Origin of the sequence: Streptomyces sp. NPDC059454, from assembly GCF_042749965.1 — a bacterium.
GTDB lineage: Bacteria > Actinomycetota > Actinomycetes > Streptomycetales > Streptomycetaceae > Streptomyces.
This window is the reverse complement of sequence record NZ_JBHYVC010000002.1, coordinates 93991-113518: the sequence shown is the minus strand read 5'-3', so window position 1 is coordinate 113518 and position 19528 is coordinate 93991. Positions and strand designations below refer to the sequence as shown.

Here is a 19528-nt window from a genome sequence, read left to right as displayed (position 1 = left end):
GCCGCCCTTCCCCGAAGTCGCCCTTCCCCCACCTGTCCCGAGTCCCCGGAGGAGTACCACCCAGATGCCCCCTCACACCCACGAACACGACCAGGAACACGATCACGCATACGACTACGTCGTCATAGGCGGCGGCACCGCGGGCTCCGTCATCGCCTCCCGGCTGACCGAGAACCCGGACGTCACCGTCGCCGTCATCGAGGGCGGCCCCAGCGACGTCGGCCGCGACGACGTGCTGACCCTGCGCCGCTGGATGGGCCTGCTCGGCGGCGAGCTGGACTACGACTACCCGACCACCGAACAGCCGCGCGGCAACTCGCACATCCGGCACAGCCGCGCCCGCGTCCTGGGCGGCTGCTCCTCCCACAACACGCTCATCGCCTTCAAACCGCTGCCGTCCGACTGGGACGAGTGGGAGCGGGCGGGGGCCAAGGGCTGGGGCGCGGTGTCCATGGAGGCGTACTACGCCCGGCTCAAGAACAACATCGTCCCGGTCGACGAGAAGGACCGGAACGCCATCGCCCGTGACTTCGTCGACGCGGCGCGGACCGCGCTCGGCGTGCCGCGCGTGGAGGGCTTCAACAAGAAGCCGTTCAGCGAGGGCGTCGGCTTCTTCGACCTCGCCTACCACCCGGAGAACAACAAGCGTTCGTCGGCGTCGGTGGCGTACCTGCACCCGGTGATGGACGAGCGCCCCAACCTGACGCTGATGCTGGAGACCTGGGCGTACCGGCTCGAACTGAACGGCACCCGCGCCGAGGGCGTCCACGTGCGCACCAAGGACGGCGAGGAGATCCTCGTCAGGGCACGCGACGAGGTCGTGCTGTGCGCCGGCGCCGTCGACTCCCCGCGGCTGCTCCTGCACTCCGGCATCGGTCCGCGTGAGGACCTCGAAGCACTCGGCATACCCGTGGCGCACGACCTGCCGGGTGTCGGCGAGAACCTGCTCGACCATCCCGAGTCGGTGATCGTCTGGGAGACGAACGGCCCCATCCCGGAGAACTCCGCGATGGACTCCGACGCCGGCCTGTTCGTGCGCCGCGACCCCGAACAGGCAGGCCCCGACCTGATGTTCCACTTCTACCAGATCCCGTTCACGGACCACCCGGAGCGACTGGGGTACGAACGGCCGCCGTACGGCGTGTCGATGACCCCGAACATCCCCAAGCCGAGGAGCCGGGGCCGGCTGTACCTCACCAGCGCCGATCCGTCCGTGAAACCGGCCCTGGACTTCCGGTACTTCACCGACGAGGACGACTACGACGGCCGTACCCTCGTCGACGGCATCCGCATCGCCCGCGAGATCGCGAAGACCGAACCGCTCGCCCACTGGCTCGAGCGCGAGGTGGCCCCGGGACCGGACGTCACCGGCGACGAGGAGCTCGGCGAGTACGCCCGCAAGGTCGCGCACACCGTCTACCACCCGGCGGGCACCTGCCGCATGGGCGCCGTGAACGACGAACAGGCCGTCGTCGACCCCGAGTTGAAGGTGCGCGGTCTGGAGGGCATCCGGATCGCGGACGCCTCCGTCTTCCCGACCATGACCGCCGTGAACCCGATGATCGGGGTCCTGATGGTCGGTGAGCGCGCCGTCGACCTGATCGGTGGTGGTGCGTGATGAGTACCGTGAGCACCGCTCCCGTCTTCTCCGTCGACGGACTGTGGAAGGTCTTCGGGCCGAAGGCCGACCGCGTCCCCGGCGACCCGGACCTCACCGCCCTCGACCCGGCCGAGCTGCGCTCCCGCACCGGTTGCACGGCCGCCGTCCGGGACGTCTCCTTCGACGTGCGCAAGGGCGAGGTCTTCGTCGTCATGGGTCTGTCCGGCTCGGGCAAGTCCACACTGGTGCGCTGTCTGACCCGGCTGATCGAGCCGACCGCCGGCACCATCGCCATCGACGGCGAGGACGTCCGCGCCATGGACAGGGCCCGGCTGCGCGCACTGCGCCGGCACCGTGCCGCCATGGTCTTCCAGCACTTCGGCCTGCTGCCGCACCGCACCGTCCTCGACAACGTCGCCTACGGCCTGGAGATCCAGGGCGTGGGGAAGGCGGAACGCCGGGAGCGGGCCGCCGAGGTGGTCGCCAAGGTCGGCCTGGAGGGCATGGAGCAGCGCAGACCCGCCCAGCTCTCCGGCGGCCAGCGCCAGCGTGTCGGCCTTGCCCGCGCGCTCGCCGTCGACCCCGAGGTCCTCCTCTTCGACGAGCCGTTCAGCGCGCTGGACCCGCTCATCCGGCGGGACATGCAGGAGGAGGTGGTGCGGCTGCACCGCGAGGAGGGCCGCACGATGGTCTTCATCACCCACGACCTCCAGGAAGCACTGAAGCTCGGCGACCGCATCGCCCTGATGCGCGACGGCCGCGTGGTCCAGCTCGGCACCCCCGAGGAGATCGTCGGCTCACCCGCCGACGACTACGTCCGCGCCTTCGTCCGCGACGTCCCCCGCGAACAGGTCCTGACGGTCCGCACGGCGATGCGCCCCGTCACCTCGGCGGAAGAGGCCGGCACGGGCCCGGCACTCCGCCCGGATGCCACGGTCTCGGAGGCCATCGAGGCAGTGGCCAGGGCAGGCACCCCGGCCCGGGTCATGGACGACGGCAGGTGCGTGGGGGTGGTGGACGCGGGCGCGCTGCTGGACGTGGTGGCAGGTGCCACAGTCGCGGGCGGTCGCGCCGACGCGGCTGCGGGCAACCGTGCCTCCCCCAGAGCCCGAAAGGGCCTGGGAGGTGCCCCCAGGGCGACGGGGGTCCCCCCGCTCGAGCGAAGCCGAGAGTGGGGGAGGGCGGGCGCAGCGGCACCGGCAAAGCGCCGCGAGCAAACAGCCACCCCCGCCACCACCGGCGAGGAGCCGGTGTGATGGCAACGCTCACCGCGACACCCCGGAAGGCGTCCCCGCCGGGCATCCTCACCCACCCGGCCGTACGCAAACTCGCCGCCCTCGCCCTGATCGCCGCGGTCCTCGTCCCCCTCGCCGCCGCCCGCTGGGCGAACGGCACCTGGCCCGAGGCCCTGACCGTCGACGTCTCCGGACCTCTCGCCGGAACCAGCGACTGGATCATCGACAACAGGGACACCCACCCCCTGTTCCTCCACTTCCTCGGCCACGTCAGCAACACCGTCGTCATCGCCGTACGCGCCGCCTACCTCGCCCTCCTCGCCGTCGGCTGGGCGGGAGTGACCGCCGTGTCCGCCCTGGTCGCCTGGCGCGTCGCCGGTCTCCGCCTGGCCCTCGGCACCGCCACCGCGTTCCTCGCCTGCGGCCTGCTCGGCATGTGGGTACCGACCATGCAGACGCTCGCGCTCATGGTCGTGGCGGTCGCCGCGTCCGTCCTCCTCGGCGCGCTGCTCGGCCTCGCCGCCGGCCTCTCCGACCGCATGGACCGCGTCCTGCGCCCGGTCCTCGACACCATGCAGGTCCTCCCGGCCTTCGCCTACCTCCTCCCCGTCGTCCTGGTCTTCGGCATCGGCGTTCCCGCGGCCGTCCTGGCCACCGTCGTCTACGCCGCCCCGCCCATGGCGCGCCTCACCGCGCTCGGTCTGCGCGGCGCCGACAAGGAGGTGCTGGAGGCGGTCGAGTCGCTCGGGACCACCGCACGCCAGCGCCTGCTGACCGCCCGCATCCCGCTGGCCCGCAGGGAACTCCTCCTCGGCCTCAACCAGACGATCATGATGGCGCTGTCCATGGCCGTCATCGCCTCCGTGATCGGCGCCGGCGGTCTCGGCGACCGGGTCTACCAGGCGCTGGCCTCGGTCGACGTCGGCGCCGCGCTCGCGGCCGGCATCCCGATCGTGCTGCTCGCCGTCGTCCTCGACCGGGTGACCGGCGCGGCCGGCGCGCGACTCGGACAGCCGCCCGCGCCGCACGCCCGCGCGCTGTGGGCGTACGCCCTGGTCGCCGCCGTGGCCGTCGCGGTCGCCGGACGTCTCGCGGACCGTCTGGAGTGGCCCGACGGATGGGCCGTCGGCATCGCCGAGCCGGTCAACCGGGCCGTCGACTGGATGACCGGCCACCTCTACTCCGGAGTCCCCGTCATCGGCGGCACCGCCGACTGGGCGGGCCACTTCACCACCTGGGTCCTCGACCCGCTCCGGGACGGCCTGCAGGGGCTGCCCTGGTGGTCGGTGCTCCTGATCGTCGCCGCCCCGGCCTGGCTGATCGGCACCTGGCGCACCGCGCTCACCGCCGTCCTGGCCATGACCGCGATCGGGGTGCTCGGCGTGTGGAAGCCGTCGCTGGACACGCTGTCGCAGGTTCTCGCCGCCGTCGCCGTGACGCTCGTCATCGGCTTCACGGCCGGCATCGCCGCCGCCCGCAGCGACCGCGTCGAGCGCCTGCTGCGTCCCGTCCTGGACGTGTTCCAGACGATGCCGCAGTTCGTGTACCTGATCCCGGTCGTCGCCCTGTTCGGCGTCGGCCGCGCCCCGGCCGTCGCCGCCGCGATCGTCTACGCGCTGCCCGCCGTCGTCCGCATCACCACCCAGGGTCTGCGCCAGGTCGACCCGGCCGCCCTGGAATCCGCCCGCTCGCTCGGCGCGACCAGCGCCCAGCAGCTGCGCCAGGTCCAGCTCCCGCTGGCCCGCCCCGCGCTGCTGCTCGCCGTCAACCAGGGCGTGGTCCTGGTCCTCGCCGTCGTCATCATCGGCGGCCTGGTCGGCGGCGGAGCGCTCGGCTACGACGTCGTCTTCGGCCTCGCCCAGGGCGACCTGGCGACCGGCCTGGTCGCCGGGGCCGCGATCGTCTGCCTGGGCCTGATGCTCGACCGGGTGACCCAGCCGACCGAACGCCGTACGGCGAAGGGAGCCTGAGATGACCCGCACGCGTGTGACGGCGGCCGTCGCCGTGCTGGCGCTGGCCACCGGCTGCGGCGCAGCCGACATGACCGAACAGGCGCACCCCTTCGCGAACGCCCGGGGCGCCAGGACGGTCACCCTGTCCGTGCAGTCCTGGGTCGGCGCGCAGGCCAACGTGGCCGTCGCCCAGTACCTGCTGGAGCACGAGCTCGGCTACCGCGTCGACACCGTCCAGGTCGACGAGGTGCCCGCGTGGGACGCGCTCAGCCAGGGCCGCGTCGACGCCATCCTGGAGGACTGGGGGCACCCCGAACAGGAGCAGCGGTACGTCGACGACAAGAAGACGATCGTGAACGGCGGCGACCTCGGTGTCACCGGGCACATCGGCTGGTTCGTGCCGACGTACTTCGCCGAGCAGCACCCCGACGTCACGGACTGGAAGAACCTCAACAAGTACGCCGAGCGGTTCCGCACCCCGGAGAGCGGCGGCAAGGGCCAGCTGATGGACGGCTCACCGTCCTACGTCACCAACGACAAGGCGCTGGTGAAGAACCTGAAGCTGGACTACCGGGTGGTGTTCGCCGGCTCCGAGGCCGCGCAGATCACCCAGATCAAGCAGTTCGCCAAGGAGAAGAAGCCCTTCCTGACCTACTGGTACACACCCCAGTGGCTGTCCGAGAAGGTGCCGATGACCGAGGTGGAGCTGCCCGCGTACGAGGAGGGCTGCGACGCCGACCCGGCGGAGGTCGCCTGCGCCTACCCGGTGACCCCGCTGCAGAAGTACCTCAACGCGGACTTCGCGCGGCACGGCGGCGAGGCGGCGGACTTCCTGAAGAAGTTCACGTGGACGACCGAGGACCAGAACGAGGTCTCCCTGATGATCGCCGAGCAGAAGCTGTCACCGCGGGAGGCGGCCGGGAAGTGGGTGGACAGCCACGCGTCCACATGGCGGAAGTGGCTGTCCTGACCTCCCGGTCCACCACTCGGCGGAGCCCGGGGGGAGCCGCCGGCCGGCCATCGGCCGGTTCCGGCCGTCGACGACGGTGATCAGCGCGACGAGGTGGGCGAGCCGGACGGCGTCGAAGTGCCCGGCCGCCCGCTCGTACACCTCCTCGGGCACGAACCGGCGCCGAGGCGGGGCGCACGAGCCGTCACCCGTGCTGTCCCGGCGTGTGGTGGCCCGGAGTCATCCGGCAGGTCACACCGAACCGGTTCCAGGCGTTGATCACCGTGATCGCGGCGATCAGCTGCGCCAGCTCCGGCTCCTCGAACCGCTTGGCGGCCCGCTCGTACACCTCGTCCGGCACGAAGCCGTCCGTCAGCACGGTGACGGCCTCGGTCAGCTCGATCGCCGCGAGCTCCTTCTCCGTGTAGAAGTGCCGCGACTCCTCCCACGCGCCGAGCTGGATGATCCGCTCGACGCTCTCGCCCGCCGCGAGCGCGTCCTTGGTGTGCATGTCCAGGCAGAACGCGCAGTGGTTGAGCTGGGAGGCGCGGATCTTGACCAGTTCGTACAGCTTGGTGTCGAGGCCCTTCCTGGCCGCGGAGTCCAGCCGGATCATCGCCTTGTACACCTCGGGGGCGTGCCGGGCCCACTCCAGCCGGACGGGCAGCTCGGCGGCGTACGTCGGGTTCGTTTCGGTGTTCGTCATGCCTCGACCCTAGGAGCAGAGCAGCCCAGGAGTATGGTCCATTTCCATGGCGGATCACTGGGCCACTTCCGGCATCGACCTCCACCTCGAACCGGCCGGCCCCGGCCTGCGCCGCGGCCTGACCGACGCCCTGCGCGAGGCCGTCCGCACCGGCCGGCTCACTCCCGGCACCCGGCTGCCCTCCTCCCGCTCCCTCGCCGCCGACCTGGGCATCGCCCGCAACACCGTCGCCGACGCCTACGCCGACCTGATCGCCGAGGGCTGGCTCACCGCACGGCAGGGCTCCGGCACCCGCGTCGCCGACCGCGCGGCCCCCACCCCGCCGACCCGCCGCCCCTCCCCGCGCCGAGCCCCCGGCCGGCTCCCGTACGACCTCGTCCCGGGCACCCCCGACCTCTCCTCCTTCCCCCGTGCCGAATGGCTCAGGGCCACCCGCCGCGCCCTCGCCGCCGCCCCGCACGACGCCCTCGGCTACGGCGACCCGCGTGGCCGCCCCGAACTGCGCACGGCCCTCGCGGACTACCTCGCCCGGGTGCGCGGCGTACGAACCGATCCCGACCGGATCGTCGTCTGCTCCGGCTTCGCCCACGGCCTCCGCCTCCTCTGCGAGGTCCTGCGCGCCCGCGGCGCCCGCACCCTCGCCGTGGAGTCCTACGGCCTGGACGTCCACTGGGACCTGGCCGTCCGCGCCGGCCTGACCACCACCCCGCTCCCCTTCGACTCCCTCGGCACCCGCGCACAGGACCCGGGCGACGCCGACGCGGTCCTGCTCAGCCCGGCCCACCAGTTCCCGCTGGGCGGCGCCCTGCGCCCCGAGCGGCGCACCGCCGTCGTCGACTGGGCGCGCCGCACCGGCGGACTGATCCTGGAGGACGACTACGACGGCGAGTTCCGCTACGACCGCCAGGCCGTCGGCGCGCTCCAGAACCTCGGCCCCGACCACGTGGCCTACCTCGGCACGGCCAGCAAGTCCCTCGCCCCCGGACTCCGCCTGGGCTGGATGGTCCTGCCCCCGTCCCTGGTCCCGGAGGTCGTGGCCCACGGCGGCGGCAGCTCCGTCAGCGCCCTCGAACAGCTCACCCTCGCCGAGTTCCTCACCTCCGGCGCCTACGACCGCCACGTCCGCGCCGCCCGCCTGCGCTACCGCCGCCGCCGCGACTCCCTGGTCGAGTCCCTCGCCGTCCGGGCCCCCGACGTCCGGATCACCGGCATCGCGGCCGGCCTGCACGCCGTCCTCCGACTACCGCCCGGCACCGAACGGTCCGTGGTCCAGGCCGCCACCTGGCAGAACCTCGCCGTCCTCGGCCTCTCCCGCTTCCGCCACCCCGCCACCGCCGCCGCGGCGGGCGACGCCCTGGTGGTCGGCTACGCCACCCCACCGGACCACGCCTGGGCGAGCACCCTGGACGCCCTGTGCAGGGCGTTGCCGTGACGCACCGGACGCGTGCGGGTGCCGTCGGCGGAGGGGACGCGGCCGGTGGCTTCCCGTCGGGGCCGCCCGGGGCGGACGGGTACAGGCCGTGCGGGGGCGCATGACGAGCCACGGAACCGGCCCATGCATGCAAAAGAGGGCGAAACGGCGGCGAGGGGAGGGGCGGAAGCGGGGGCTCCTACGCGGGCCGTCCAGGCGGTCTCTAGGCTGTCCGCCGCGAGCCGGGGAAGGTGACCCGGGGGAGTGCGAGGGGGAGTGAAGGGCATGGCGGAGTCACGGCGGCGGTTGCGGTCCAGCACGGTGGTGCTCGGCGGTATGGGCGTCCTTGCGGCGGCGCTGACCTCGTGCGGGTCGGATCCGGACCGGCGCTGCGTGGACCGGGACAGCTACGACTACACCAACGGCTACAAGGTCGTCGCCGACAAGAACTGCACGACCTCCGGGACGACCTCCGGTTCCCGCGGCAAGGGCGGCAAGTCCCGTGCCGACGCCGACTGGTACTACGACGCCGACGTCAGCGGCGGCTACGCCGACTACGGCACCTTCAGCCGCAGCGAGGCCGTCGACCGGGGCGGCTTCGGCTGCTCGGGCTCCGGCAGCAGCGGCGGCTGAGCGGGTCATGGAACGGCGTACGACCGAGCCCCGCCCCGGCTGGCAGGAGACCGTCGAGGAGCAGGGGCTGATCTATCCGCTCACCCGGTACCCGGACGGCTCCCTGCGACCCTACTGGGACGAGAGCGCCTACTACGTCTTCGGCCTGGGCGAGGTCGAGACGCTGGAGGAGGTCGTCGAGGAACTGCACGGCATGTGCCTCGCCGCCGCCGAGCACATCGTCACCACCGACCGCTTCGCCGACCTCGGCATCACCGACCCGCGCATCGCCCGCCTGGTCGCCGAGGCCTGGCACCGGCGTGCCGAACTCCCCTCCGTCTACGGGCGCTTCGACCTCCGTTACGACGGGACAGGTCCCGCGAAGCTGCTGGAGTACAACGCCGACACCCCGACCTCCCTGGTGGAGGCCGCCTCCCCCCAGTGGTTCTGGATGGAGGAGCGCTTCCCCGGCGCCGACCAGTGGAACTCCCTCCACGAACGCCTCGTCGACGCCTGGAAGAAGCAGGCCGCCCTCCTCCCGCCGGGCAGCCCCCTGTACTTCGCCCACTCCTCCGCCGACGAGTACGGCGAGGACCTCATGACCGTCGCCTACCTCAAGGAGACCGCCGAACAGGCCGGCCTCGACACCGAGTGGATCTCCATGGAGGAGATCGGCTGGGACCGCCTCTCCGGCCGCTTCGTCGACAACGGCCTCCGGTTCATCCGCAGCATCTTCAAGTTGTATCCCTGGGAGTGGCTCACCACCGACCGCTTCTCCGGTCATGTTCTCGCCACGCTCGACAACGGCGGTGGCACCGGCTCCACCCTGTGGATCGAGCCCGCCTGGAAGATGTTGCTGAGCAACAAGGCCCTCCTGGCGATCCTCTGGGAGCTCTACCCCGACCACCCCAACCTCCTCCCCGCCTACCTGGACGGCCCGAGGGAGCTGGCCGACACCACGGGCTGGGTCGCCAAGCCGCTGCTCGGCCGCGAGGGCGCCGGCGTGACCCTCCACGAGCCCGGCTCCGACCCCGTCCTGCGCGACGAACCCTGCTGCTACCAGCAGCTGGCCCCGCTGCCCACTTTCGACGGCAACCACGTCGTCCTGGGTACCTGGGTGGTCGAGAACGAGTCCGCGGGCCTGGGCATCAGGGAATCCTCCGGCTTGGTGACGGACGAATACGCCCGCTTCCTGCCCCACGTGATCCTGTAGTGCCCCACAGGGACGCGGGACCGTGACGTGTGCGGCTCCGCCGCGTGGGCGCGACCGGCCATGACGCACCCGCGGAGAGCCGCTGCGGCAACCCGCTCGCATGATGGACGTCGGACCACGGCACCCCGTGCCGTTGGGTAATGTGGCCGAGAGGCCGTGACTGGCGTGCTGGGATGGGACCGACCATCGGGAAGCGGCCCCCGGACCCCCGCGGGTCCGGAACATGTGCCGTGCGCCTGGGCCGTACCGTGAACGCCGAACGCCACGTCCGGAGGTCCCCCATGTCAGCCGAGCAGTCCCTCTCCACCGCTTCCACCGCCTTCCGCTCCGCCCTCGACGTGATCCGCGCCGTCGAGCCGCGCGTCGCCGACGCCATCGGCCAGGAGGTCGCCGACCAGCGCGAGATGCTCAAGCTGATCGCCTCCGAGAACTACGCCTCCCCGGCCACCCTCCTGGCGATGGGCAACTGGTTCAGCGACAAGTACGCCGAGGGCACCATCGGCCGCCGCTTCTACGCCGGCTGCCGCAACGTCGACACCGTCGAGTCGCTCGCCGCCGAGCACGCCAAGGAGCTCTTCGGCGCCCGCCACGCCTACGTCCAGCCGCACTCCGGCATCGACGCCAACCTCGTCGCCTTCTGGTCCGTCCTCGCCGACCGCGTCGAGGCCCCCTTCCTGGAGAAGACCGGCGCCCGCCAGGTCAACGACCTCTCCGAGGCCGACTGGGCCGAGCTCCGCCAGGCCTTCGGCAACCAGCGCATGCTCGGCATGTCCCTGGACGCCGGCGGCCACCTCACCCACGGCTTCCGCCCGAACATCTCCGGCAAGATGTTCGACCAGCGCTCCTACGGCACCGACCCGGCCACCGGCCTCATCGACTACGAGGCCCTGCGCGCCTCCGCCCGCGAGTTCAAGCCGCTGATCATCGTCGCCGGCTACTCCGCCTACCCCCGTCTCGTGAACTTCCGGATCATGCGGGAGATCGCCGACGAGGTCGGCGCCACGCTCATGGTCGACATGGCCCACTTCGCCGGTCTGGTCGCCGGCAAGGTCCTCACCGGCGACTTCGACCCGGTCCCGCACGCCCAGATCGTCACCACCACCACCCACAAGTCGCTGCGCGGCCCGCGCGGCGGCATGGTGCTGTGCGACGACTCCCTCAAGGACCAGGTCGACCGCGGCTGCCCGATGGTCCTCGGCGGCCCGCTCCCGCACGTCATGGCCGCCAAGGCCGTCGCCCTCGCCGAGGCCCGGCAGCCCGCCTTCCAGGACTACGCCCAGCGCATCGTCGACAACTCCCGCGCCCTCGCCGAAGGCCTGATGCGCCGCGGCGCCACCCTGGTCACCGGCGGTACCGACAACCACCTCAACCTGATCGACGTCGCCACCTCCTACGGCCTCACCGGCCGTCAGGCCGAGGCCGCCCTGCTCGACTCGGGCATCGTCACCAACCGCAACGCCATCCCGGCCGACCCCAACGGCGCCTGGTACACCTCCGGCATCCGCATCGGCACTCCCGCGCTGACCACGCGCGGTCTCGGCACGGCGGAGATGGACGAGGTCGCGGGCCTGATCGACCGGGTCCTGACGACGACCGAGCCCGGCACCACCAAGTCCGGCGCCCCTTCCAAGGCGGCCCACGTCCTCGACGCGAAGGTCGCCGACGAGATCTCCCGCCGCGCCACCGACCTCGTGGCCGGCTTCCCGCTCTACCCGGAGATCGACCTCGGCTGAGGCAGCCCGGTCCTGTTCGACGCGCCCTGCGGCGGTCCGGTCATGTACCGGGCCGCCGCGCGCCCGTTCTCAGGTGTCCAGCAGCTCCTGCCTCGGTCCCGGGTCGTCCTTCCGTCGGCGGATCAGCGGCAACCGCGTCACATACGGGCGCAGCACCAGGGCCAGCGCCGCTCCGGCCACGACCCCCGGTACTGCCCACCACCACCCCGTGCCGTCGCCCGCACCTGATGTGGCCCGTGCCGTCGAGTCCGCCGCCGCGCCCTGCTCCGTACCGGAGCCCGATGTGCCGGATCCGGCGGTGGAGTCGGCGGCCTCCGTCTCCCAGGGCGCCGGATAGATGTTGGAGGCCGAGCCCGTCCCTTTCATATGGCCCATCACGCCCAGCTCGTACAGCAGCTTGTGCAGGTCGGACGGGTGCTCGGCGCGGTGCCAGACGCCGTTCGGCGTCTCTGGGAGGTTTGCTGCTGTGTGTATCCACACATCCTTTTCGATGCTCCCGAGGAAGATCCGGTCCACACGCCAGGGCGCCACGTCGTGCACCATCCACGACACGTTGACCAACCGGACCGCGGCCGGGCCGGCCTCCGGCGGCTTGTTCCGGGTGCCCTTGTCGGGCGGGCCGAGCAGCCGCTCCAGCTCGCCGTACTCCGCGTCGGAGTAGTACAGGGAGGCGGTCTCCCGGCTCTCCGGCGAGACCACCAGCACGCTCGTCGGGCCCCCGGCGAGGGCCGGCGACGCTCCCCACATCATCAGGGCCAGCGCCGCTGCCAATGCGCCCACCCCCGCTGTCAGTTGTCGAACCCTGCCCTTCCACCCGCGCATCCGGACCCCCACTCGGCCGGTCGATCCCCGTGCGGCCCGACCATGAGCCGCCTGTCACTTCTGGTACACCGCCCGACCCGCCGGGGTTCCCCGTCGGGCCCTCCCGATTCCGAGGCCCTCCGCGGCCCTCCGAAGCCCGGCCGCTACCGGCCCACCTCCTCGACCTCCCCCGCGATCTCCAGCGCCCGCACCTTCGACGCCACCCCCTCCAGCCGCAGCGTCACCCCGTCCGCGGCCTCCCCCGAGGCGGCCCCACCGCCGTGCGGCCACAGCAGGGTCGGCCCCGCCGTACGCTCCTCCCGGGTGAACCGGTGACCGTCCGTGTCCACCAGCCAGAAGCCCAGCACATGCGGTCGCGGGAACCACAGGGCCGGATCCGGAACACCGCCCTCATGGCTTCCTCCGCCCAGCGACAGCCGCTCCGGCTGCTCACGCACGCTCTTGAGGAAGGTGATGTCCAGGCGGCCCGGGAACTCGTCCAGCCGGATCGTCCGCCCCTCCTCCCGCCAGCACAGGCTCACCAGGGACCGCCCTCGCGGCAGCCCGCTCACCGTCACCGCGTCCGGAGCGCCCAGCGCCTTCGGCACCAACGGCGTGAACCCGGCCCGCCGCTCCGCCTCACCGAGCGAGACCGACCTCCCGCAGCCCGGCACCTCCGCGCCCGGCGAGGGCACCGCCGACGGGTCGTACCGCACCTCGACCCCGCCGAAGTCGAACCAGTCGATCACCGCCGCCCGCACCGGAGGCGTCAGCGTCAGCACCGTCAGCAGTCCGCACAGGGCCGCGACCAGTGACCGCCACCGCGCCCGCGTCCAGCGCCGCGCCGCCCGCAGCCGCTCGCCGGCCCTCGTCGGCTCGACAGCCGGGACCGGCAGTTCCTCGGCGAGTATCTGCCCCAGCACCCGCTCGACCATCGACTCGGACCCTGCCGCCGAGTCCGCCCCGTCCAGCGCCCGCCCCAGCGCCCGCAACTCCTCCCGCAGCCGGGCGGCCTCACCGTCGTACCGCTCACTCACGCCTCTCACCCCCTTCCCCGGGCCGGAAGTCCGGCAGCAGGCGCTCCAGCTTGCGCAGGGCGCGGTTCAACCGCGATTTCACCGTGCCCCGGGGCCAGCCCAGGGCCTGGGCGGTCTCCCGCTCGTCCATCTCGAGCAGATAGCGGTAGGTGACGACCAGCCGATGCTCCTCGCCCAGCTTCTCCAGGGCGGCCACCAGTGCCCCGCGGCGCTCGGTCTCCAGCGTCGCGACCGCCGGATCGGCCGACTCCGGTATCACCGGTTCCACCTCCACGAACGCCGCCTCCCGGTCGGCGAGGGTGTTCCGGCGCACGGCGGCGCGCACTGTGTTCCTCGTCTCATTGGCCACGATCGACAGCAGCCACGGCCGGAACGCCATGCCGTCCCGGAACCGGCCCAGCGCGCAGTACGCCTTCACGAAGGCCTGCTGCACCACGTCCTCCGCGTCCGCCCCCGCCCCGAGCGCGGCGGCCGCCCTGAGCGCGATGCCCGTATGGGCCCGCACCAGCTCCGCGTACGCCTCTGGCTCTCCGGCGCGTACGCGTGCGATCACCGCGGCCTCATCGACGATGCGGCCCCCCTCCCGCGTCCTCACACTCTTGTTACACCGCCGGGGACGGATCGGTTCCCACCTGTTCCCGGTCCGTTCCGGACCGCCCCGCGGGACCTGAGAGAATGGTGGGCATGGCGACTGACCGACCCCGCGTGCTCTCCGGAATCCAGCCCACCGCAGGCTCGTTCCACCTCGGCAACTACCTCGGCGCCGTCCGCCAGTGGGTGGCCCTGCAGGAGACCCACGACGCGTTCTACATGGTCGTCGACCTGCACGCGATCACGGTTCCGCAGGACCCGAAGGAGCTGCGTGCCAACACCCGGCTGGCCGTCGCCCAGCTGCTGGCCGCCGGTCTCGACCCCGACCGCTGCACGCTCTTCGTGCAGAGTCACGTCCCCGAGCACGCCCAGCTCGCCTGGATCATGAACTGCCTCACCGGTTTCGGCGAGGCCTCCCGCATGACCCAGTTCAAGGACAAGTCCGCCAAGCAGGGCGCCGACCGCGCCTCGGTCGGCCTGTTCACGTACCCGGTCCTGCAGGTCGCGGACATCCTGCTCTACCAGGCCGACGAGGTGCCGGTGGGCGAGGACCAGCGCCAGCACATCGAGCTCACCCGCGACCTCGCCGAGCGGTTCAACGGCCGGTTCGGCGAGACGTTCACGATGCCGAAGCCGTACATCCTCAAGGAGACGGCGAAGATCTACGACCTCCAGGACCCGGCGGTCAAGATGAGCAAGTCGGCGTCCACGCCGAAGGGCCTCATCAACCTCCTGGACGAGCCGAAGGCCACCGCCAAGAAGGTGAAGAGCGCGGTCACCGACACCGACACGGTGGTCCGCTACGACGTCGTGGAGAAGCCCGGGGTGAGCAATCTCCTCACGATCTACTCGACCCTCACCGGAGCGGACGTCCCCGAGCTGGAGCAGAAGTACGAGGGCAAGGGCTACGGTGCGCTCAAGACGGACCTCGCCGAGGTCATGGTCGAGTTCGTGACCCCGTTCAAGGAGCGCACCCAGCAGTACCTGGACGACCCCGAGACGCTCGACTCGATCCTGGCCAAGGGTGCGGAGAAGGCGCGTGCCGTCGCAGCGGAGACCCTCTCCCAGGCGTACGACCGGGTCGGCTTCCTGCCCGCCAAGCACTGAACCGCCGAGCGCTGAACCGCCGAGCGCTGAACCGGCGCTGAACCGGCCCGCGGCCGCGATCCGCACCACCGCACAGCGCTGCACATCACTCCGGTTGCGCCTGCCCGCATCCGAGTCGTGGTCGTACAGTCGATAACCGGGTGACCGTTTCGGCGGTCACCCGGTGCTCACCGCAGCTTCACCGTCACGCTTCACCACCACAACGACAGGAGACGACGTGGGGACCGTAACGATCGGCGTGTCGATCGCGGTCCCGGAGCCTCACGGCAGCCGGCTTCAGCAGCTGCGCGCGGGCTTCGGCGACGCCGCGGCTCACGGTATTCCCACACACATCACCCTGCTGCCGCCGACGGAGGTCGGCGACACCGACCTGGCGGCCGTCGAGGCGCACCTCGGCGAGATCGCCGCGGCCGCCCGCCCGTTCCCCATGCGGCTGTCGGGCACCGGCACCTTCCGGCCGCTGACGCCGGTGGTGTACGTCCAGGTCGTCGAGGGCGGCGCGGCGTGCGGCTGGCTGCAGAAGCAGGTCCGCGACGCCTCCGGACCCGTCCCCCGCGAGCTGCAGTTCCCGTACCACCCGCATGTCACCGTGGCGCACGGGATCGACGAGGCGGCCATGGACCGCGCCTACGCCGACCTCGCCGACTACGAGGCCGAGTGGCCCTGCACCGGCTTCGCGCTCTACGAACAGGGCGCCGACGGGGTGTGGCGCAAGCTGCGCGAGTTCCCCTTCGGCTCCACGGTGGTGCCCCCGCAGCCCGGGAGCGTGGACAGGGGATCCGTCTCCGCCCGCTGAGCAGCCCCGGACGGCCCTCAGACCGGCAGCCGGCGGAACACCCCGCGCGGCAGATGCCGTAGCGCCGACATCACCATCCGCAGGGCGCCCGGCACCCACACGGTCTCCGCGCGGCGCCGCAGCCCCAGCTCGACGGCCGCCGCGACCGCCTCCGGCGTGGTGGCCAGCGGCGCCTCGGGAAGTCCGGCGGTCATCCGCGTACGGACGAAACCGGGGCGTACGACCATGACGTGCACCCCCGTGCCGTACAGGGCGTCGCCGAGGCCCTGGGCGAAGGCGTCCAGGCCGGCCTTGCTGGAGCCGTAGATGAAGTTCGCGCGGCGGGCCCGCTCGCCCGCCACGGAGGACAGCACCACCAGCGAGCCGTGGCCCTGCGCCTGGAGGGCGCTCGCGCACACCAGGCCCGCCGAGACCGCGCCGGTGTAGTTGGTCTGTGCGACCCGCACCGCGGCCTGCGGGTCCCGCTCGTCGTGCGCCTGGTCGCCCAGGGTGCCGAAGGCGAGCAGCACCATGTCGACGTCGCCCTCGGCGAAGACCTTGCCGAGCGCGTCCTCGTGGGCGGCGGGGTCGAGCGCGTCGAAGGCGACCGTGCGCACCTCGGCGCCGAGGCCGCGCAGCTGCCCGGCGGCCTCGTCCAGGCCGGGGGAGGGACGGCCGGCCAGCCACACCGTGCGGGTGCGGCGGGCGATCAGCCGCCGCGCGGTGGCCAGCGCGATCTCGGACGTACCGCCGAGGACGAGCAGGGACTGGGGGAGACCGAAGGCGTCCTTCATGACAGCTCCTAGAGGTTGCCTAGAGGTGGAGGCGGCGGGCCAGGTCGGAGACGAACACCCCGCGCGGGTCCAGTTCGGCGCGCAGCGCGCGGAAGTCGTCCAGGCGGGGGTACATGGCCGCGAGCAGCTCCGGGCGCAGCCGGGAGTCCTTGGCGAGGTAGACGCGCCCGCCGGCGCCGGCGACCTCCTCGTCGAGTTCGTCGAGGAAGCCGCCGAGACCGGGCAGTGACGCCGGGATGTCCAGGGCCAGGGTCCACCCCGGCACCGGGAAGGACAGCCAGCCCGGGTCGGCCTCCCCGAAGCGCTTGAGGACGGCGAGGAAGGACGGGCAGCGGCGCTCGGAGATCCGGCGCACGATCCGGCGCAGGGCGTCCTCCCGGCCGTGCCCGACGACGAACTGGTACTGCACGAAGCCGCCCCGGCCGTAGACGCGGTTCCAGTGCGGCACGCCGTCCAGGGGGTGGAAGAACGCGGGGATGCGCTGGAGTTGCCCCATCCGCGCGCGGGGGGCCTTGCGGTACCAGAGCTCGTTGAACAGGCCCACGGTGGTGCGGCTGAGCAGACCCTCGGGGACGAAGGGCGGGGCGGCCGGGAGCCGGGAGGTACGGAAGGAAAGCGGCTCCCCGCGCGCGCGTGAGCCCCGGGGCAGCGCGTCCAGGGGGGCGTGGTCACCGCGCGTGAGCACCGCGCGGCCGGTGGCCCGGCCGCGGGCCAGCAGATCGATCCAGGCGACCGAGTAGCGGTAGCGGTGGTCGGTGTCGGCGAGGCGGGCCATCAGGTCGTCGAGGTCGTCCGCGCGCTCGGTGTCGACGCGCATCAGCGAGGTCTCGACCGGCTGGAGCCGGACCGTCGCGGTGAGGATCACCCCGGTCAGGCCCATGCCGCCCGCGGTCGCCCCGAACAGCGGCGTGCCCGGCACGACCGTACGGATCCGCCCGTCGGCGGTGAGCAGTTCCAAGGACAGCACGTGGCGGGAGAAGGAGCCGGAGACATGGTGGTTCTTGCCGTGGATGTCGGCGCCGATCGCCCCGCCGACGGTCACATAGCGCGTGCCCGGCGTCACCGGCACGAACCAGCCGAGCGGCAGCAGCACCTCCATCAGCCGGTGCAGGGAGACGCCCGCGTCGCACAGCACGGTGCCGCCGTCGGCGTCGACCGCGTGCACGCGGTCCAGACCCGTCATGTCGAGCACGGCGCCGCCCGCGTTCTGCGCCGCGTCCCCGTACGCCCGTCCCAGCCCCCGCGCGATGCCCCCGCGCGACCCGCACTCGCGGACGGCCAGGGCGGCCTCCTCGTACGTCCGTGGGCGGATCAGCCGGGCGGCGGAGGGGGCGGTGCGGCCCCACCCCGTGACGGGAACGGTCTCGGCAGGCATGACGGTGACCGTATCGTCCCTATGTGACTTTTTAGTTTTGAAACGTCATTCCCGTCCCTGAAACGGGTGATTAATGGGATGTCGCTCCCTGAGGACGGGAATTCCGGCCCGCCGGGCGTGAACAGTGAGTCCCCATGGACGACCTCCACGATCTCCTCCGCCCCCTCGGTCTCCACGGCATGGACCACCGGATCGTCTCGGCCTTCAGAGCGTGCGGCGCGGACCCGCGCGTCGCCGGGGCCGCGCGAGCCCTGTCCCGGGCGGGGGAACACGGGGCGGTGTGGTTCGCCGCGGGGCTCGCCGGAGCCGTCGTCGACCGCCCCCGGCGCGGCGCCTGGCTGCGCGGCACCGCGCTCACCGCGGGCGCCCACGCCGCCGGCTCGGTCGTGAAGCGGGTCGTGCGCCGTCCGCGCCCCGCGCATGTCGAACCCCTGGTCGGCACGGTCGGCCGGTACTCCTTCCCCAGCTCGCACGCCACGTCCGCGGCGGCCGCCGCCGTCGCCTTCGGCGCGCTGGGCGCCCGCGCGGTGCCCCCGCTCGCCGCCGCCGTCTGTGTGTCCCGCCTGGTGGCCGGCGTCCACTACCCGTCGGACGTGGCGGCCGGCGCCGCCCTCGGAGCGCTCACGGCCCGCCTCGGCGCCCGCTGGATGACGGGAGGCCCCGCGTGACCCTCCTGCGCGAGCGCTCCGACCGCCGGCAGACCGTACCGTCCGACAGGGGCGGCCTGCTCAAGGGCCTGCTGCTGACCGCGCGGCCCAAACAGTGGGTCAAGAACGTCCTGGTGATCGCCGCCCCGGCCGCCGCCGGTGAGCTGTTCTCCGTCCGCGCCCTGACCCGGCTCGCCCTGGTCTTCGTCCTGTTCACCGCCTGCGCCGCCGCCGTCTACCTCGTCAACGACGCGCGTGACGCCGACGCCGACCGCGCCCACCCCGTCAAGTGCCGCCGCCCGGTCGCGGCCGGCCGGGTCCCCGTGCCGGCCGCCTACGCCGCCGGAATCGCCCTCGGCGTCCTCGCGCCCGCCGTCGCGGCCCGGCTGTGTCCCCCGGAGGCCGCCGCGCTGCTGACCGCCTACCTCGCCATGCAACTGGCGTACTGCGTCAGCCTCAAGCACGTCCTGGTCGTCGACCTCGTCGTCGTCACCACCGGCTTCGTGATGCGCGCGGTGATCGGCGGCCTCGCCCTCGGCATCCCCCTGTCCCGCTGGTTCCTCATCACCACCGGGTTCGGCGCGCTGTTCATGGTCGCCGCCAAGCGCTACTCCGAAGCCGTGCAGATGACCGGAAAAGCGGGCGCCACGCGCGCGTTGCTCACCGAATACACCACCGGCTACCTCCGCTTCGTCTGGCAGCTCGCCGCGGGCGTCGCCGTCCTCGGCTACTGCCTGTGGGCCCTGGAGGAGGGCGGCGTGCCGCACGCCAGCGTGCTGCCCTGGCGGCAGCTGTCCGTGGTCGCCTTCGTCCTCGCCGTCCTCAGATACGCCGTCTTCGCCGACCGCGGGACCGCCGGCGAACCCGAGGAGGTGGTGCTGGGCGACCGCGCGCTCGCCGTCATCGGCCTGGTCTGGGCGGTGATGTACGCCCTGGCGGTGGCCGACTGGTGAGAGCCCGTCCGGCACGGCACCGGCCACGGAGGCCCGG

The 19528-nt window shown here is 72.6% G+C and carries 18 protein-coding genes; 12 read left to right on the top strand and 6 right to left on the bottom strand.

What is annotated here, in order from left to right:
* Window positions 1–64: 64 nt before the first annotated feature.
* Genes ACFXAE_RS01885 through ACFXAE_RS01870 form a run of 4 tightly spaced genes read left to right on the top strand, consistent with a single transcriptional unit; the run spans window position 65 to window position 5757 of the window.
* Window positions 65–1618 (top strand): GMC family oxidoreductase, encoded by a 1554-nt coding sequence (locus tag ACFXAE_RS01885; RefSeq protein WP_384706630.1) that lies wholly within the window; start codon window positions 65–67, stop codon window positions 1616–1618.
* Complete coding sequence (locus ACFXAE_RS01880; protein WP_384706628.1) at window positions 1618–2856, top strand: glycine betaine/L-proline ABC transporter ATP-binding protein; 1239 nt, start codon at window positions 1618–1620, stop codon at window positions 2854–2856. The genes ACFXAE_RS01885 and ACFXAE_RS01880 overlap by 1 nt, the downstream gene beginning before the upstream one ends.
* Window positions 2856–4805 (top strand): ABC transporter permease, encoded by a 1950-nt coding sequence (locus ACFXAE_RS01875; protein WP_384706626.1) that lies wholly within the window; start codon window positions 2856–2858, stop codon window positions 4803–4805. The genes ACFXAE_RS01880 and ACFXAE_RS01875 overlap by 1 nt, the downstream gene beginning before the upstream one ends.
* A 1-nt stretch (window position 4806) precedes the next feature.
* A complete protein-coding gene (locus tag ACFXAE_RS01870) occupies window positions 4807–5757 on the top strand; it encodes an ABC transporter substrate-binding protein (RefSeq protein ID WP_384706624.1) in 951 nt (316 codons plus the stop codon).
* Window positions 5758–5941: 184 nt separating this feature from the next.
* On the opposite strand, the gene ACFXAE_RS01865 is transcribed toward ACFXAE_RS01870, so the two are convergent.
* Window positions 5942–6442: a carboxymuconolactone decarboxylase family protein gene (locus ACFXAE_RS01865; RefSeq protein WP_384706622.1), complete on the bottom strand. Its 501-nt coding sequence runs from the start codon at window positions 6440–6442 to the stop codon at window positions 5942–5944.
* A 46-nt stretch (window positions 6443–6488) separates the two neighbouring features.
* Between ACFXAE_RS01865 and ACFXAE_RS01860 the strand changes: the two genes are divergently transcribed.
* The 4 genes from ACFXAE_RS01860 (at window position 6489) to ACFXAE_RS01845 (ending at window position 11411) form a co-directional block, all read left to right on the top strand.
* Window positions 6489–7874, top strand: coding sequence for a PLP-dependent aminotransferase family protein (locus ACFXAE_RS01860; protein ID WP_384706620.1), 1386 nt, complete (start codon window positions 6489–6491; stop codon window positions 7872–7874).
* A 264-nt stretch (window positions 7875–8138) separates the two neighbouring features.
* The gene (locus ACFXAE_RS01855) at window positions 8139–8486 is read left to right on the top strand and encodes a hypothetical protein (RefSeq protein ID WP_384706618.1); all 348 of its coding nucleotides are present in this window, start codon (window positions 8139–8141) and stop codon (window positions 8484–8486) included.
* A gap of 7 nt (window positions 8487–8493) precedes the next feature.
* On the top strand, window positions 8494–9678 hold the full coding sequence (locus ACFXAE_RS01850) for a glutathionylspermidine synthase family protein (RefSeq protein ID WP_384706616.1): 1185 nt from the start codon (window positions 8494–8496) through the stop codon (window positions 9676–9678).
* 281 nt (window positions 9679–9959) lie between these two features.
* On the top strand, window positions 9960–11411 hold the full coding sequence (locus ACFXAE_RS01845) for a glycine hydroxymethyltransferase (RefSeq protein ID WP_384706614.1): 1452 nt from the start codon (window positions 9960–9962) through the stop codon (window positions 11409–11411).
* Between the two features lie 69 nt (window positions 11412–11480).
* On the opposite strand, the gene ACFXAE_RS01840 is transcribed toward ACFXAE_RS01845, so the two are convergent.
* The 3 genes from ACFXAE_RS01840 to ACFXAE_RS01830 form a co-directional block, all read right to left on the bottom strand.
* Window positions 11481–12191, bottom strand: a complete 711-nt coding sequence (locus ACFXAE_RS01840; RefSeq protein WP_384706612.1) for a hypothetical protein — start codon at window positions 12189–12191, stop codon at window positions 11481–11483.
* 185 nt (window positions 12192–12376) lie between these two features.
* On the bottom strand, window positions 12377–13249 hold the full coding sequence (locus ACFXAE_RS01835; RefSeq protein WP_384706610.1) for a hypothetical protein: 873 nt from the start codon (window positions 13247–13249) through the stop codon (window positions 12377–12379).
* Window positions 13242–13802: an RNA polymerase sigma factor gene (locus ACFXAE_RS01830; protein ID WP_384706608.1), complete on the bottom strand. Its 561-nt coding sequence runs from the start codon at window positions 13800–13802 to the stop codon at window positions 13242–13244. The genes ACFXAE_RS01835 and ACFXAE_RS01830 overlap by 8 nt, the downstream gene beginning before the upstream one ends.
* A gap of 131 nt (window positions 13803–13933) precedes the next feature.
* Between ACFXAE_RS01830 and trpS the strand changes: the two genes are divergently transcribed.
* Window positions 13934–14947, top strand: coding sequence for a tryptophan--tRNA ligase (trpS, locus tag ACFXAE_RS01825; protein ID WP_384706606.1), 1014 nt, complete (start codon window positions 13934–13936; stop codon window positions 14945–14947).
* A 217-nt stretch (window positions 14948–15164) separates the two neighbouring features.
* Window positions 15165–15743, top strand: a complete 579-nt coding sequence (locus tag ACFXAE_RS01820; RefSeq protein WP_384706604.1) for a 2'-5' RNA ligase family protein — start codon at window positions 15165–15167, stop codon at window positions 15741–15743.
* A gap of 17 nt (window positions 15744–15760) precedes the next feature.
* Here the strand turns inward: ACFXAE_RS01820 and ACFXAE_RS01815 are convergent, their stop codons facing one another.
* Window positions 15761–16516, bottom strand: coding sequence for a decaprenylphospho-beta-D-erythro-pentofuranosid-2-ulose 2-reductase (locus ACFXAE_RS01815; RefSeq protein ID WP_384706602.1), 756 nt, complete (start codon window positions 16514–16516; stop codon window positions 15761–15763).
* A gap of 19 nt (window positions 16517–16535) precedes the next feature.
* Window positions 16536–17891, bottom strand: coding sequence for an FAD-binding protein (locus ACFXAE_RS01810; RefSeq protein ID WP_384706600.1), 1356 nt, complete (start codon window positions 17889–17891; stop codon window positions 16536–16538).
* Window positions 17892–18025: 134 nt separating this feature from the next.
* Between ACFXAE_RS01810 and ACFXAE_RS01805 the strand changes: the two genes are divergently transcribed.
* Both ACFXAE_RS01805 and ACFXAE_RS01800 read left to right on the top strand, forming a co-directional pair.
* The gene (locus ACFXAE_RS01805) at window positions 18026–18559 is read left to right on the top strand and encodes a phosphatase PAP2 family protein (RefSeq protein ID WP_384706598.1); all 534 of its coding nucleotides are present in this window, start codon (window positions 18026–18028) and stop codon (window positions 18557–18559) included.
* A complete protein-coding gene (locus ACFXAE_RS01800; RefSeq protein WP_384706596.1) occupies window positions 18556–19491 on the top strand; it encodes a decaprenyl-phosphate phosphoribosyltransferase in 936 nt (311 codons plus the stop codon). Before ACFXAE_RS01805 ends, ACFXAE_RS01800 begins: the two co-directional genes overlap by 4 nt.
* Window positions 19492–19528: the final 37 nt, after the last annotated feature.